Genomic DNA, 13,751 nt, shown 5'->3' with positions numbered 1-13,751 from the left:
TCTCCTTAATAAATCACTTTTATCAGGTCGCAAGTTGTAATCTCTGCTTGAAAAATATTCTGAGAACAAAATCCAAAAACTCTCTTACGAGTTTTTCCATCATTTTCTTCAAGTTCCAAGCCGTTGCAGCCATAAAAGCATTGATTTGTATGCCTTTTTCGCCCCACAAGTAGTTTTGTTCCATACGAAAGTCTTTTTTCAGATGTCCGATAATGGGTTCGATGGCTGCTCTGGCTCTACATTTGTTGCGTTTGCACCGTTTTTGATAAACCGTATCCGATGCTTTGGGTTTGTCGGGGGTAATGATGGTTACTCCCTTAATCTGCTTTCTGCCTTTCCCGCCACGATCGTATGCCAGCTCTTGGGGTAGTTTCAGCTTGTTCTGCTGCATTTGTTCCAATAAAGGATCGATGGTGTCTCCGTCATAAGGCGTATCCAAAAAAGCTTTTATCGCCGTGATAACTTTTCGACCTCTTTTTCCCGTAGTTATCAGTCCGACCTTATTGCCGAACTCATATTGTTTGTGCGTTTTGCCCTTGGGGATACAGCGTGTAAAAGGCTTGTGAAGGCTGTAAATCTTGTCTTTGTCATCTTTCTGTTGATTGATAACACGCTTGTAAAGCGACAGCTCTTTCCGGTAAAGCGCTTTTTGCTCATCGCTCATTTTGCGTTCAAGTTCTCGCAACAAGGCCCCTGCTATGGTTTTCAACCGTCGCTTTGCTTTTCCGGCTTTTTTTGCCCGCTTGGGATGCTTGCCGTTGTAAGTGTCGCGAACCAACTGCTTGCTCTCCCGTGTATAACGCTGACGCTGCTTAATACCCGATTCTTCGGCTATTTTATTGCATTTGTCGATAACCTTTTTACACAATTTGGCATCGGTGGGAAAAGTGGTGTTGTTTTCCTGGACTGTGGTGTCCGAAAGAACAAACTTGGATTGCCTGGGTACTTCTTTTCCGTGAAGATGCACGCTGTAGGCGAATATTTTGCCTATGCCTTCTTTTCCCACACGATTACGGAAGTGAACAAAATCACTCGGATCGAAAGGAAACTTGTGTTCGAAAAATTCTCCGCCACAAAAATACTGGAAGTAAACGTCTCGAACCCAAAACTCGGGTATACGTTCATCGCCGAGATTGTACAGATGCTTCAGCATCAAACAACCCACCATCAGACGAATGGGAACGCTTGGAGCCCCTTTTTCTGAATACAGCGGGGAAAACTCGTTTTCGAAGTATTCCCAATCTATTTTGTCTGCAAGCAAAACAAGTTCGTGCTTGCTGTCGATAAAGTCTTTCAGCATAGGACGGAATAAATCGCGCTGTCCTTTTTCCGGTAATTTTCCTATCATAATTTGCAGGGTTTCATACCGTAAAGATACAAAAAACGGCAAAAACACACAAGAAATACTAACGTTATTTTGCTGCTCATCAGATAATTATGCCTATTTTAAGGATCGACTAAATATCTTCTTCATTGATAATACGATTAGTTAAGTAAGTTGTCATCGAGAGTTAAGTATCCAAACTGGATCATATCATCAAAGTGCATGGCTAACCTGTCATTCCGGTCGTCATAGCAGAGGTTTATGATCCGGTATCCTGTTTCTAATGTGTTAATATAATTACCGTTTATATCGAAGACAAGCAATTGCGTCGGAAGATCGTCATTGGAAAAAGTTCTATCCATCCCGTCGAAAAAGGAAGCCAATATCCTGTTGTTACAAATAATGACATCCCCGAAATATTGTTTCGCATTGGAAGTCCTGTTATCCCATTTTCTTCCATAGACGTTGTATTTTAAATTGCCTTCCAAATCACATATTGTGAAAAGTTCGTGGTGATGATAGCATTCCACATAGATCCCATTTTCCTGGGATACCGCAAAAGATACACGTTTTCTTTCTATTTCAGGATGCGTGTATTTCATAGGTATGATTTCTCCCGAGTTTATATTCCATTTGGCGATAGATTGATTGAATCCGTAGTTACCGATAGGTTCAATGATCAGTCCGATACAAAGCGAATCATTTATCAGCATGTATCTACTCGGAAACTGATGTTCGTTAAGATTAAGTTTTTCAACCGGTTTATAAGAAGGGTCTGTCAACACGCTATTCAGTTGATAGCTGAATATCTTCTGTTTACCGTGGTCGGTCACATAAAAAATACGATTCTTTTCGTCAATACCTATATGCCCCATATTGGTGATTTCATAGGGGCCTTGTCCTTTTGGGGCAATATTGGCAATACAATTAAAATTGTTTTTATCAAAAATGTAAATAAGGTTTTCAAAAGATTTATGGTCACTGATAATTAGATAATCATCCATTATATATATCCTGGCGAAATTACTAAGGTATGCCTCTTCGAATTGAATCTCTTGTATTTGACCATGTATGTTAATAATGTTATTCCGATGGCTGTGGTGTTTCTCTGTTTGTGTTGACTTATTAATACAAGAAGGCAACAATAAAATTATCAGCGCTAATAGTAATGTTGTACTGTTTTTCATCATTTTTTTTGATTTTACACATAAATGCATTTTCGTTAATCAGTTATAAATCCCTATGCGACAAATTTACGAATAAATCGTAGACAGGGACGTTTTACGTAAATATTTAATGTTAAAAAAAGAGAACGGAGACTTTCGCAAGCCTCCGTCCTCGAAATTTTTTGTAATTAAAAGTAGAAGTAGAGTATTTATAGTAGTCAAGGGGATTAATTCCCTGCTTTTATTTTTCCTAATCTCTCTTTATTGAGTTCTTTGTCTGCCGGGTTGCCATAATAGGTGACATTGCCTATACCTTCTGAGCGTACTTTGAGGTGTTGCGACGCGTAGCAGCTTACGTTACCGACTCCCTGCGACGTGACCACGGCACTTCGTGAAGTGAGTTTCGTAGTATTGATGTTTCCTACGCCCTGGGACTTTATCTCCACTTTGTCGGTCTTGCCACCCAAAGAGATGTTGCCCACTCCTTCGGAAGAGATATAAATGGATCCGGCATCGAGTTTGTCTGCCCTGAGATTGCCTACCCCCTCCGAATCGATAGTCAGTTCGGGGGTACTGAAAGCGCCATCGATCTCGATATTCCCCACACCGTCGAAATCGAGCCTGGTAAGGGTAGGGGTGGAGATGGAGATAACCAACTTGTCGGCACGGCCTTTGTGCCTTTTCAGGAAACGGTCTTCCATTGTGAGGATCAGTTTATCATTGTCCATCCGCACGTCAAGGATGTTGAGCAGTTCTTCGCTACCCTCGGCAGTCACGCTGACCGTAGGGGATTGCTTGATATGAATGTTGGCTACTACCGATGACTCGATAGCCGTAAATTCGCTCACTTCAAATTGATCCGCAGCCTGGCGCGATTGCGCTCCTACGGAAATGCAGGCTGTGAATAGCACTGCAATAAGGATTAATGTAGCTGATATTTTCATGTCTGTTGAATGTTGAGTTATAAATTATGAGTTATGAGTTATAAGTTGAGCAAATGAGTGCATCATTTATTCATTGGAGCATCAAATCAATGAAATGGTTACGGATGTTCAATCTTTTAACAGTTCCAGGATCTTCAAACGGAATGCGTATTCATATTTGGCCTGTGCTTCTTCTCCCAACACCTGTGTAAGGTTGTTCTTGGCGAGGAACAACTCATAGGAATTGGCACGGCCGCTCTCATATTTTTCTTCCGCGAAACGGTAGGCTTCACGACTGGCTGCGATTGATTTTTGGGCGGCATCCCATCGGCTTTTGGCGCCTGTGGCGTTGTAATAAGCCTGCTCGATCCGTTTGCGCAATTCGACTTTTGTTTTGTCCATTTCCAGTTGTGTGTTGGCTATGGCGAGTTCTGCACTGTGGACACTGTTCCTGATCTGGAACCTGTTGAAGATGGGAATACGGAGGCTGAAACCGAGCGAATTACTCATGTTGTTGCGCAATTGCGAACTGAAAGAGGTGTTATCCCTGCCGCTCATCCTGTAGTAGCCGGTTCCCATATTCACTCCGAACGAGAGGGAGGGGTAATATTGTGCCTTTGCCATCAACAGTTCTTTTTCACTGCTTTCCAGCCGGTAGCGCATGCCTCGTATCTCCGGACGATTCACCAGTGCACTTTCGTATACCGCTTCCGACTGCAAAAGGGTGGCTTCGTTGATCAGCGTTTCAGCGGGGGGCGCTGTAATATCGAAGTTGTTGAATTCCTCCAGTTCCATGATTTGGGCGAGATCGAGCAATGCCAGTTTGAGGTTGCTCTCTGCCTGCACACGGTTCAGTTCTTCCTTGGCCAACTGTGCTTCTAATTCATAGAGTTCTCCCTGTGCCATCTTGCCGCTTTTCACTAATTCACTCCGCCGTTGCAGGTTGGCCTGGGTGGTCTCGATCTGGTTCTCCGCGATCTGCAGCAACTCCCGGTTGAGCAATGCCTGAAGGAAGGCGGTAGAAACACTCATTACCACATCGTCGCGCATCTTCTCCAGATCGGCTTCCGACGCCTGCATGTCGGCCTTCCGTGCGTCGATGTTGTGTTTCATCCGCAAACCGTCGAAAAGGGTGATATCACCCCCGATACTGAAACTGGTCTGCGATGAGTTGGTGTTCTCATAAACGTTGTCGAGGCCGATGGAGCGACCGAATACGAAATTCTGCCCTGCCGAAGCGTTCAGGTTGGGCAGCAGATCTGCACGTGCCTGGCTGTAAGCGATCTCCCGCTGTTGCCTGCCGATTTCCTGCTGTTTGATGTTGCGGTTGTTCTCCAGCGCAATATCGATGCACTCCAACAGCGTATATTTCTGCTGTGCCGCTGCCGGAAATAGGGAAGCGCTGAAGAACAGGGCGATGATAATAGTTCTGATATGCATGGTCGTTACTTTTTCTTGTCCTCAATGATCTCTGTTCCACGGATCTTGTCATTCTCTTTCAGCCCTTCGGTCACTTCGATACGGATTCCGTCCGACAAGCCGATTTTCACATGCTTCCGATCGAATTCCTGCGGTTTCTCGCTTTTCACCATATAGACGAAAGCCGAGTCGCCACTAAATTCCACTGAACTTTCAGGAATGGTTACCACATCTTTACGCTGATCTAAAATAATATCGGCGTTAGCGCTGTAGCCTGCCCGGATAAACAAATCCTGCGGCAATTGCAGGGCGGCTTTCATTTCGAAGAGAATGGCTCCGCTCTCTTCTATGCCTTTGGGTGAGACATACTCTAACAAGGCGGGTATTTTTAGGTCCTGGATGGCGCCGATGGTGATCTCCATGGGCATTTCCACCGAGAGTTTACCTACTTCCGTCTCGTCGATCTTGCCGACGAAAAGCATGTCCCCCAGGTCGGCCACCGATGCCACGGTGGTACCGTCGTTGAAATTATTGGACTGGATCACCGAGTTACCTGCTTTGACAGGAACATCGAGGATAGTACCGCTTACCGTGGAACGTACCAGCGTGTTACTGGTCTGTGCCGAACTTTTGGTAATCCCGGTGCGCACCAGACTCAGGTTGTCGTTGGCGGCGCGCAGTTCTTCCTGATCGTTTTTGTACTGTAATTCCACCTTCTCGAACTCTTCCCTTGAAATCACTTCATTTTCAAAGAGTTTTTTATCCCGATCATAATTGATCCGGCTTTGGTTGGCAGCCAACCGGGCTCTTTCGACACGCGATTCGGCACTGCTTTCGTTCACCATATCGGGTACTACCTGTATCCTGGCAATGATATCTCCGGCCTTTACGGTTTCGCCTGCCTCTTTGTAAACCTCGGCAATGATACCCGACATTTGCGGTTTGATTAGGATCTCATTGCGCGGTTCTACTTTCCCTGTAGCCACAGTTCGTTTTTCGATATCACCTTTGGTGGCCGCCTCTATTTTGTAAGTTACAATTTTCGGGCGCGATTTCTGCCAGAGAAATACAAAGGTGGATATTACCAAGAGCCCTAACAGGGTCAATCCTACAATTCGCAATACTTTCTTCATACTATTTTTTATATTTCAAATTTTATATTCAAAATTCAAGATTTAGCTACACTGATTTCCAATTCAAATTCCATAAATCGTTAAATCAACAAATCAAATCGACCTTCCTTCCTTTTCACCTTCCCACATTTTACTACTCCTCACTGATCGCTTCTACGGGTTTAATCATCATAGCCCGTTGTGCAGGTATATATCCCGCCATAGCACCAATCACAATAAGGATCAGGAGTGAACCGATGGCCATGCCGAACGAGACCTGCGGGTCTTTAAAGAACTGGTCGCCCTGGCTGAGTACGATTCCGGCCCCCCGGAGCACGCCCACCCCCAGCACAATACCGAGGAGTCCTGCTAATACCGTGAGCACTACGCTCTCACTGAGGATCTGCCCTATGATGTTCCGCGGCGTGGCTCCCAGTGCCCGGCGGATACCGATCTCTTTGGTGCGCTCGCGCACGGTGACCAGCATGATATTGCTCACGCCGATGGCACCCGCGAAGAGCGTGCCCAGTCCCACGATCCATATCAGAGCGGATATGCCGATACCCAGGTAGTTGAACATTTTGAATTGTTCCTCTATGTTCATGGTCCATACCGCGTCTTTGTCGTCGGGTGAGACCTGATGCTGTTGTTTCAGGATCTCCAGTATCTGGTCCTGCACCTTTTTTACCGGAACTCCCTCTTTGGCGGTGGCTGCCAGTAGGTGAACGATATTTCCCTGGTTGAAAGCCTGTTGCATGGTGGAGAATGGTAAGACAACCGTTTCGGCTGTTTCACCCCCTATATTGACGCCTGAGGTGCTACGGGCTACTCCCACCACCTGGAAATAGATGCCATTCACACGGACCTGTTTGCCGGTAGGGTCTTCTCCTTTCTGGAAGAGTACTTCATAGATACGTTCTCCGATGACGCATACTTTTCTCTTTTCCGCGATATCGATATCATTGACATACCGTCCGTAGAGCATTTTGCTCTTTTCTATCAGGTCGTATTCGGGATAACAGCCTTTTATCCGGTAGGAGCCGTTTTTATCGCCCCTCACCACATTTTTTTCATTGCCGCCGCTGAACAGCATGGGAGAGATGTACTGCAATTCACTTACCTTTTCTTTTATCACAGGAATATCGCTGTTGGTAATGTTCCATCTCCTTCCTTTCCGGAAACCCTTGTAAGGAAGTGTTGTCCGGTTGGCTTCAAAGAAACAGGAGTTGGTGGCAAACCCTTCGATCTGTGAAAAGATACCTTTTTCGAGCGCATTGCCTGATCCCACCATCAGCACCAGCATCAGCACTCCCCAGAAGACGCTAAAGGCGGTCAGCACACTCCGTGATTTATTGTGCGTGATAGTGATCCATATTTCATGCCACCTGTCTAAATCAAACATACTTTTAAATTAAAAGTGAAAAACTAAAAATTATTACTCCTGTCTCATCGCTTCAATCGGTTTCACCTTTACCGCTTTGCGGGCGGGCAGGTAACCGGCGATCACCCCTGAGATGATCAGTATGATCGTTGCGAACAGGGCATATCCCACATCTACTGTAGGATTAGTGAATATCGACATCTGCGGTTCGTCGGACACAGCCTGGGCGGCGGCAGCCTGTTCCATGAAGAAGTTGACCATTTCGGTGAGACCGATACCCATCATCAACCCGATATACCCGAAAACAGTGGTGATAATGATTGACTCCAGGATAATGGTTTTCAAAATGGATACCGGCGTGGCGCCGATGGCTTTGCGGATCCCTATCTCCCGCGTACGTTCTTTTACCGACACCAGCATAATGTTGCTTACGCTCACAATTCCTGCGATCAATGTGAGGATACCGATAAGAGCGACTATGAAGGTGATCACGCTGAAAATCTTCATTGTCTCCACATAGTCCGACTGTGCATTATATATCCAGAGTGCCTGCTGGTCTTCGGGATTGAAGTTCAACCGTTGTCCCATCAGCGTTCTGAGCGATTCGTTGAACCGGTCATTTTCTTCTTTCGTCACCAGTCCGTCCACGGTAAAGGTGATCTGGTAGAATTTCCGGTTGGGATTGAAAATGGTCTGTGCAGTGGAAAAGGGGATATAGGTATTCGATCCTCCCCACTGTTCTTTCTTGGAATTGATCCCTACCACCTTGAACATGATTTGTCCTACCTTTACCTGTTTGCCGAGCGGCGACTCGTCCTTGAAGAGCAGGTCTGCGACTTTCTTGTCCAATACGATTACCTTGTTCGACTCCTTTATATCGAGTTGATTGATGAAACGCCCATCTTCCGGGGCAATAATCAGGTTCTCGATATCAAAATAGTTCGGCATTACGCCCCTCACCTGGTAAGAACCGTATTCATTGCCGTAAGAGATGGTCTGTGAGGTGTTGATGCGGGCCGTGATGAGCCGACTTTCCTCCACCTCGCTCCTGATCATATTCACTTCACTTTCCGTGAAATGAAGGTTCCGCTCCGATTTCAATCCCTTGTGGGGCATGGAGGTGGTGCCTGACCATAAGTTGATGCGGTTGACCGCCCTGGAGCTGAAATTTTGCATCACCCCGTTTCTGAGGCCGTTGCCAGCCCCCAGCAGGACGATCAGTATGAAGATACCCCACGACACCGAGAGCCCGGTGAGGGTTGTCCGCATCTTGTTTTTCTTCAGCGTTCCCAGTATTTCATGAAGCTGGTCGGTCATACCATTTGTGGTTTTTGAAGTTGGGTGGTGATATGTACGCCGTTATCCTTGCGTGTTTCATATTCGATCATACCGTCCTTCAGGTGGATGATGCGGTTGGTAGCATCTGCAACCGACGGTTCGTGGGTCACGATAATGGTGGTGATCCCTTCACGATTGAGATTAGTCAGCACTTCCATCACTTCCACGGTAGTCTTGCTGTCGAGGGCGCCGGTAGGTTCGTCAGCCAGAATAATTTTTGGATCAGAGATCAGTGCACGGGCAATAGCCACACGTTGCTTCTGTCCCCCGGAAAGTTCATTCGGCATGTGGTGCGCCCAATCTTTCAGTCCCATCCTGTCGAGATGCTCCAGCGCGATAATATTCCGTTTCTTGCGGCTTACTTTCTTGTAGTAGAGTGGGAGAGCCACATTCTCCAGAGCATTTTTAAAGTTGATGAGGTTGAACGACTGAAAAACAAAACCGATCATCTCATTGCGGTAAAGCGCAGCCTGTGTCTCACTGAGATTCTTTATCAGTGTACCGTTGAGGAAGTATTCGCCCGAATCGTAAGTGTCGAGAATACCCAGGATATTGAGCAGAGTCGATTTCCCCGAACCTGAAGCACCCATGATGGAGACATATTCTCCCGCCCCTATTTCAAGATCGATACCTTTCAGGACATGGAGGGAAAGTGCTTCCGTCCGATAGGACTTATGTAATTGCCGGATTTGAATCATATGATATTATTTCTTGTTTCCTCTATATTTGCTGTTTTTTGCTTAGACTATTGTTCTAGCTGAATGGTTACAGGGTCATGAACGTTTTCGTGAATATGCCATTGCGAGAATTGAAAATCGAGGAGCGAACGCGACTCAATTAACAGTCGAGGAGCGAACGCGACTCAATTAACAATCGAGGAGCGAAGGCGACTCAAAACGACCAATGCAATTGAACGGTACAAATGTATGCCAAAACATTGTACTATGCAATACATAATACTGTGTTATTTTAAATTTTAACTTTGTTTATGGTTTTATGGGGGGAGGTGGGAAAGCGGGAAGGGGGTAAAAGTGCCTAGGTGGCTAAATGGTTAGATGGATGAGTGGGGTCAATTAAATTGATTTTTTATTGAATAATATTTATTATTTATTTGATATTATTGAATATTTGTTTTATATTTGTAAGAAAATAAAGAATATGTTACCTTCTAAATGTCCAAGTTGTCAGGCGCAACTAAAAGTAAAAAGCCTCGTTTGTGAATCGTGCCACACGGAAGTGTCCGGTTTGTACGATTTGCCGTTGTTGGCTCAATTACAGCCAAGTGAACAGGATTTTATAGTGAAGTTTGTAAAATCAAGCGGAAGCCTGAAAGAGATGGCAAAAGAACTCTCACTCAGTTATCCCACTGTAAGAAACTTATTGAACGATATAATCTCTAAAATTGACGACTATGAGAAATAAATTCACATGGAACTTACTCTTTAACCCTTTTACTAAAATTGCCGGTTGGCAGGCTTTCGCTTTGGGAATGCTGTTTGTTTTGCTCACCGGTGTAATCGGAACGTATGCAGGTGTTGCGTTTGATGGGGCAATTGATAGCCATATAACTGAATATCTCAGTTTAAAAGACTCATTTTTATTTTTGGTAATTGCTGTTGTGTCGGTAGTAGTTATATTGTTTACCGCAGGCCTGATTATCTCCAAACGTCTGCGTTTTGTAGATATTTTGGGAACAATGGTGCTTGCCAGGTCACCGTTGATCCTGCTTGCCATATTCGGTCTATTTGTGACACCTGTCCCTGCAGAAGAGATTATGGCTAATCCTATGGCTATAATGCACAATCCCGGTTTGATTATTTTCAGTGTCATCAGTATTCCTGTGATGGTCTGGTTTATTGCTTTGATGTATAATGGATTTAAGGTGTCGACCGGTGCTAAGGGATCAAAACTGGTTATCGGATTCATTATCGGGTTAATTGTAGCTGAAGTGGTTTCGAAAGTACTGATTTTTCAAATATTCTGATCATCGTTAATTTACCATAAATGGAAACAAAAAAATTTACACAATTCGGTACACTTTCGGTGCTGTTAATGTTACCGTTATTTTTATTATTTACAGTATGGGCATTAAGATTAGGCGTAAACAATAATCCCGCGTTCTTCATTCAGATTTCTCTTGCCCTGATATTCTTCATTTGTTTATTGATCTTCTACAAATTGACCATAACAGCAGATGCTGAAAATGTTTCTTTCAGATTCGGTATCGGACTGGTTCGGAAATCCTATAAAATTTCGGAAATTAAGTCATGCAAGCCTGTAACGAATTCTCCCTATTATGGAATTGGTATTCGTATTCTTCCTAATGGTCGGCTGTATAATGTGACTGGTTTAAAAGCCATAGAACTACAATTCAAGTACAAGTCGTCTGTCGTCAGGATCGGCACAAACAAACCAGAGGAAATCAGCCAATTAATTCAATCGTTAATTGCCGGGAAAGAAATTGTAAGGAATATGACCGAAACTTCCACCAAAAACAGGGAAACCCCGATATGGATTGCGATTTTTTTGTTAGTTGTAGTATTGACATTTATCCCTAACTTTCAGGAAACAAGAGCGGAATGGAATGATAATGAGTTGAAGATTAAAGGAGTTTACGGCATGACTATTCCCTTTTCAGAGATAGAACTGGCAGACACGGTTTCCAATATTCCTGCAATCTCCCACCGGACAAATGGGTATGCTTTTGGAAGGGCTTTGATAGGGAATTTCAAATTAGCAGATGATAGTCATTCAAAATTATTTATCAAAAAAGGAGTTCCACCCTATGTTATGATTAAATGCCGGAAAAGTGTCCCGATTTATATCAATTTCAAGGATAAACAGAAGACAATGGATCTATACCAGACACTAAACCAAGGGAAATTCTTGCCTGATTTGGATATATGACTCGGACCAACAACTATTTTATTTATCAAAGATTTATATACTAAAAAATAACATAACCATATGAAGAAATTTATCATTGTAGCCTTTTGCACTTATATCACAAGTGCTGTTTTTGCCCAGGATATAACAGGTTCATGGGCCGGGAAACTGGATATTCAAAGTACAAAACTCAGTATTGTTTTCCATATCGGGAAAAACGATACGATTTACGAAACGAAAATGGATAGCCCCGATCAGGGTGCTTTTGGATTAGCTACGTCTAAAACTGTTTTTTCCGGTAATCAACTGGAAATTTCTGCCACAGGAATGGGGATTTCTTATACCGGAATTTTCCAGGGCGATTCTATTAAGGGTATATTCCGTCAGGGCGGACTACAATTACCGTTGGTTTTAAAACCGGCCCAAAAAACCGCCTTGTCCCGTCCGCAGGAACCTAAACCGCCCTTTCCTTATCTGACAAAAGATGTTACTTTCCTGAATGAAGTTGACGGAAATCTGCTGGCCGGGACGTTGACTACTCCCGACACCATGGGCATATTTCCGGCCGTAATCCTGATAGCGGGGAGCGGGCCGCATGACCGGGATGAATCCATTTTTGGGCACAAGCCGTTCTTAGTGATGGCCGACCATCTGACGCGGAACGGATTTGCGGTCTTACGCTATGATAAACGAGGTGTAGCCCGGTCAAATGGTGATTACGTAAATGCCACTACTGAAGATTTTGCTTCGGATGTTACCGTCGCTTTCAATTATCTTAAATCTCAAGTCTATGTCGACAAGAAGCGGATAGCCCTGATCGGGCATAGCGAAGGAGGGATCATTGCACCAATGGTCGCTGCAAATGATAAAACCGTGGGAGCTATTGTGTTGATGGCGGGAACGGGTGTGGAAGGGAATGAACTTCTCAAACAACAGAACACTGACCTGATGAAGATGGGACAGATATCGCAGGATACAATTGATCAGGTCATAGCTACCCTGGAAACGATTTATATAGACCTGAAAGAGTGGAGAGGTACCGTAGATGAACAAAAAGAACTGAGTGGCAAGTTCGGTGTATTGTGGGAGTCTATGCCTGTTTCTTTTCGGGGAACGAATGGTAGGGAACATTATATTAGTGGAAATATGGGAGCAATGCTTTCGCCATGGTATCGATTTTTTATATCATTGAATCCTTCCGAATATCTCGAAAAAGTGGAATGCCCGGTGTTTGCAGCTAACGGGGAAAAAGACATACAAGTGGAAGCCCGACAGAACTTACAGGCAATGGAGGAGTCATTGGAAAGAGGTGGAAACAGAAATTATACAATCAAATCATACCCTGGCCTGAATCATCTTTTTCAGGAATGTGAAACAGGCTCAGTCCGGGAATATGGGGAAATTGAACAAACAATTTCACCCCAATTTTTATCGGATATGACAAGTTGGCTGAAAAACATTTTTTCAGAAAAATAAAAAGGAGATTAAATACCTGTGACCCGGCTGGCGGGTATGGAATTTCCCGTCGGGATCAATTCAAATGTATATCCCTCTTGCTGCAACCATTCGATGGCATGCGGAAGGGCGTACTTCAGGTTTTTCTCTGCTTTCAGGGAATCGTGGAATACGATGATGGAGCCGTCTCGCGTGTATTTTTTCACGTTTTCCAATACCTGTGCCGGATTCATAAAGCGACTGTAATCCCTTGTCACCACATCCCACATTATCACTTTGTAGCCTGCATCCCGCAGCGCCAGATTCTGCGGTACACGCATATGTCCGTGTGGAGGACGAAAAAGCGATGAATCGATCAGTTCCGCTGCCTTGTTGGTATTCTTCAACAGAAAGGATGTGCTGTTTTTCCAGCCTTGTACATGGTTAAAGGTATGATTGCCTGTCAGGTGGCCCCTTATAAGGAGTTGCCTGTAAAGGCTGGGATATTTCCGTACGTTATCTCCTACACAGAAGAATGTGGCTTTTATATCGTAATGATCCAATAGGTCCAGTACCCAAGGGGTCACCTCGGGTATAGGGCCATCATCAAAAGTAAGATAGACCGTTTTTTGACCGGGGATGCTTATCCGCCAGCGGGCTTCCGGAAAAAGAAGCCTGTATAAATGTGGTGGTTGCTCAATTAGCATGGAATGTGGGTGTATGATGAAAAGAGATACGGCTATGAGTCGACTCACGACCGTATTTATA

Annotated in this window: 13 protein-coding genes; 4 read left to right on the top strand and 9 right to left on the bottom strand. The window is 44.4% G+C overall.

What is annotated here, in order from left to right; all coding sequences use genetic code 11:
• Window positions 1-22: 22 nt before the first annotated feature.
• The 8 genes from PSM36_RS11915 to PSM36_RS11880 all read right to left on the bottom strand — a co-directional run bounded on the left by PSM36_RS11915 (window position 23) and on the right by PSM36_RS11880 (window position 9,361).
• Entirely contained in the window at window positions 23-1,348 is a 1,326-nt protein-coding gene (locus PSM36_RS11915; RefSeq protein ID WP_232001436.1) for an IS5 family transposase, read from the bottom strand.
• Between the two features lie 137 nt (window positions 1,349-1,485).
• Window positions 1,486-2,328 (bottom strand): 6-bladed beta-propeller, encoded by an 843-nt coding sequence (locus PSM36_RS11910; RefSeq protein ID WP_232001434.1) that lies wholly within the window; start codon window positions 2,326-2,328, stop codon window positions 1,486-1,488.
• Between the two features lie 389 nt (window positions 2,329-2,717).
• Entirely contained in the window at window positions 2,718-3,434 is a 717-nt protein-coding gene (locus PSM36_RS11905; RefSeq protein WP_076931079.1) for a head GIN domain-containing protein, read from the bottom strand.
• 108 nt (window positions 3,435-3,542) lie between these two features.
• Window positions 3,543-4,853: a TolC family protein gene (locus PSM36_RS11900; protein ID WP_076931078.1), complete on the bottom strand. Its 1,311-nt coding sequence runs from the start codon at window positions 4,851-4,853 to the stop codon at window positions 3,543-3,545.
• Between the two features lie 5 nt (window positions 4,854-4,858).
• Entirely contained in the window at window positions 4,859-5,965 is a 1,107-nt protein-coding gene (locus PSM36_RS11895) for an efflux RND transporter periplasmic adaptor subunit (RefSeq protein WP_076931077.1), read from the bottom strand.
• A gap of 133 nt (window positions 5,966-6,098) precedes the next feature.
• Entirely contained in the window at window positions 6,099-7,346 is a 1,248-nt protein-coding gene (locus PSM36_RS11890) for an ABC transporter permease (RefSeq protein ID WP_076931076.1), read from the bottom strand.
• A gap of 33 nt (window positions 7,347-7,379) precedes the next feature.
• Window positions 7,380-8,642: an ABC transporter permease gene (locus tag PSM36_RS11885; RefSeq protein WP_076931075.1), complete on the bottom strand. Its 1,263-nt coding sequence runs from the start codon at window positions 8,640-8,642 to the stop codon at window positions 7,380-7,382.
• Window positions 8,639-9,361, bottom strand: a complete 723-nt coding sequence (locus PSM36_RS11880) for an ABC transporter ATP-binding protein (protein ID WP_076931074.1) — start codon at window positions 9,359-9,361, stop codon at window positions 8,639-8,641. Before PSM36_RS11880 ends, PSM36_RS11885 begins: the two co-directional genes overlap by 4 nt.
• 460 nt (window positions 9,362-9,821) lie before the next feature.
• Between PSM36_RS11880 and PSM36_RS11875 the strand changes: the two genes are divergently transcribed.
• Genes PSM36_RS11875 through PSM36_RS11860 form a run of 4 tightly spaced genes read left to right on the top strand, consistent with a single transcriptional unit; the run spans window position 9,822 to window position 13,025 of the window.
• Window positions 9,822-10,085, top strand: coding sequence for a DUF2089 family protein (locus tag PSM36_RS11875; RefSeq protein WP_076932229.1), 264 nt, complete (start codon window positions 9,822-9,824; stop codon window positions 10,083-10,085).
• Window positions 10,075-10,647, top strand: a complete 573-nt coding sequence (locus PSM36_RS11870) for a hypothetical protein (RefSeq protein ID WP_076931073.1) — start codon at window positions 10,075-10,077, stop codon at window positions 10,645-10,647. Before PSM36_RS11875 ends, PSM36_RS11870 begins: the two co-directional genes overlap by 11 nt.
• 20 nt (window positions 10,648-10,667) lie before the next feature.
• Window positions 10,668-11,570 (top strand): hypothetical protein, encoded by a 903-nt coding sequence (locus tag PSM36_RS11865; RefSeq protein ID WP_076931072.1) that lies wholly within the window; start codon window positions 10,668-10,670, stop codon window positions 11,568-11,570.
• Between the two features lie 60 nt (window positions 11,571-11,630).
• Complete coding sequence (locus PSM36_RS11860; protein WP_076931071.1) at window positions 11,631-13,025, top strand: alpha/beta hydrolase family protein; 1,395 nt, start codon at window positions 11,631-11,633, stop codon at window positions 13,023-13,025.
• An 8-nt stretch (window positions 13,026-13,033) separates the two neighbouring features.
• Here PSM36_RS11860 and PSM36_RS11855 read toward each other — a convergent pair whose 3' ends face one another.
• Window positions 13,034-13,690: a polysaccharide deacetylase family protein gene (locus tag PSM36_RS11855; RefSeq protein WP_076931070.1), complete on the bottom strand. Its 657-nt coding sequence runs from the start codon at window positions 13,688-13,690 to the stop codon at window positions 13,034-13,036.
• Window positions 13,691-13,751 lie beyond the last annotated feature (61 nt).

Origin of the sequence: Proteiniphilum saccharofermentans, assembly GCF_900095135.1 — a bacterium.
Classification (GTDB): domain Bacteria; phylum Bacteroidota; class Bacteroidia; order Bacteroidales; family Dysgonomonadaceae; genus Proteiniphilum; species Proteiniphilum saccharofermentans.
This window is presented reverse-complemented; position numbering and strand designations above follow the sequence as displayed.

Excerpts from the sequence above, each read along its gene's own strand:
- PSM36_RS11915 (WP_232001436.1), bottom strand. The coding sequence starts at position 1,348 with ATGATAGGAAAATTACCGGAAAAAGGACAGCGCGATTTATTCCGTCCT.
- PSM36_RS11910 (WP_232001434.1), bottom strand. The coding sequence starts at position 2,328 with ATGGATGATTATCTAATTATCAGTGACCATAAATCTTTTGAAAACCTT.
- PSM36_RS11905 (WP_076931079.1), bottom strand. The coding sequence starts at position 3,434 with ATGAAAATATCAGCTACATTAATCCTTATTGCAGTGCTATTCACAGCC.
- PSM36_RS11900 (WP_076931078.1), bottom strand. The coding sequence starts at position 4,853 with ATGCATATCAGAACTATTATCATCGCCCTGTTCTTCAGCGCTTCCCTA.
- PSM36_RS11895 (WP_076931077.1), bottom strand. The coding sequence starts at position 5,965 with ATGAAGAAAGTATTGCGAATTGTAGGATTGACCCTGTTAGGGCTCTTG.
- PSM36_RS11890 (WP_076931076.1), bottom strand. The coding sequence starts at position 7,346 with ATGTTTGATTTAGACAGGTGGCATGAAATATGGATCACTATCACGCAC.
- PSM36_RS11885 (WP_076931075.1), bottom strand. The coding sequence starts at position 8,642 with ATGACCGACCAGCTTCATGAAATACTGGGAACGCTGAAGAAAAACAAG.
- PSM36_RS11880 (WP_076931074.1), bottom strand. The coding sequence starts at position 9,361 with ATGATTCAAATCCGGCAATTACATAAGTCCTATCGGACGGAAGCACTT.
- PSM36_RS11875 (WP_076932229.1), top strand. The coding sequence starts at position 9,822 with ATGTTACCTTCTAAATGTCCAAGTTGTCAGGCGCAACTAAAAGTAAAA.
- PSM36_RS11870 (WP_076931073.1), top strand. The coding sequence starts at position 10,075 with ATGAGAAATAAATTCACATGGAACTTACTCTTTAACCCTTTTACTAAA.
- PSM36_RS11865 (WP_076931072.1), top strand. The coding sequence starts at position 10,668 with ATGGAAACAAAAAAATTTACACAATTCGGTACACTTTCGGTGCTGTTA.
- PSM36_RS11860 (WP_076931071.1), top strand. The coding sequence starts at position 11,631 with ATGAAGAAATTTATCATTGTAGCCTTTTGCACTTATATCACAAGTGCT.
- PSM36_RS11855 (WP_076931070.1), bottom strand. The coding sequence starts at position 13,690 with ATGCTAATTGAGCAACCACCACATTTATACAGGCTTCTTTTTCCGGAA.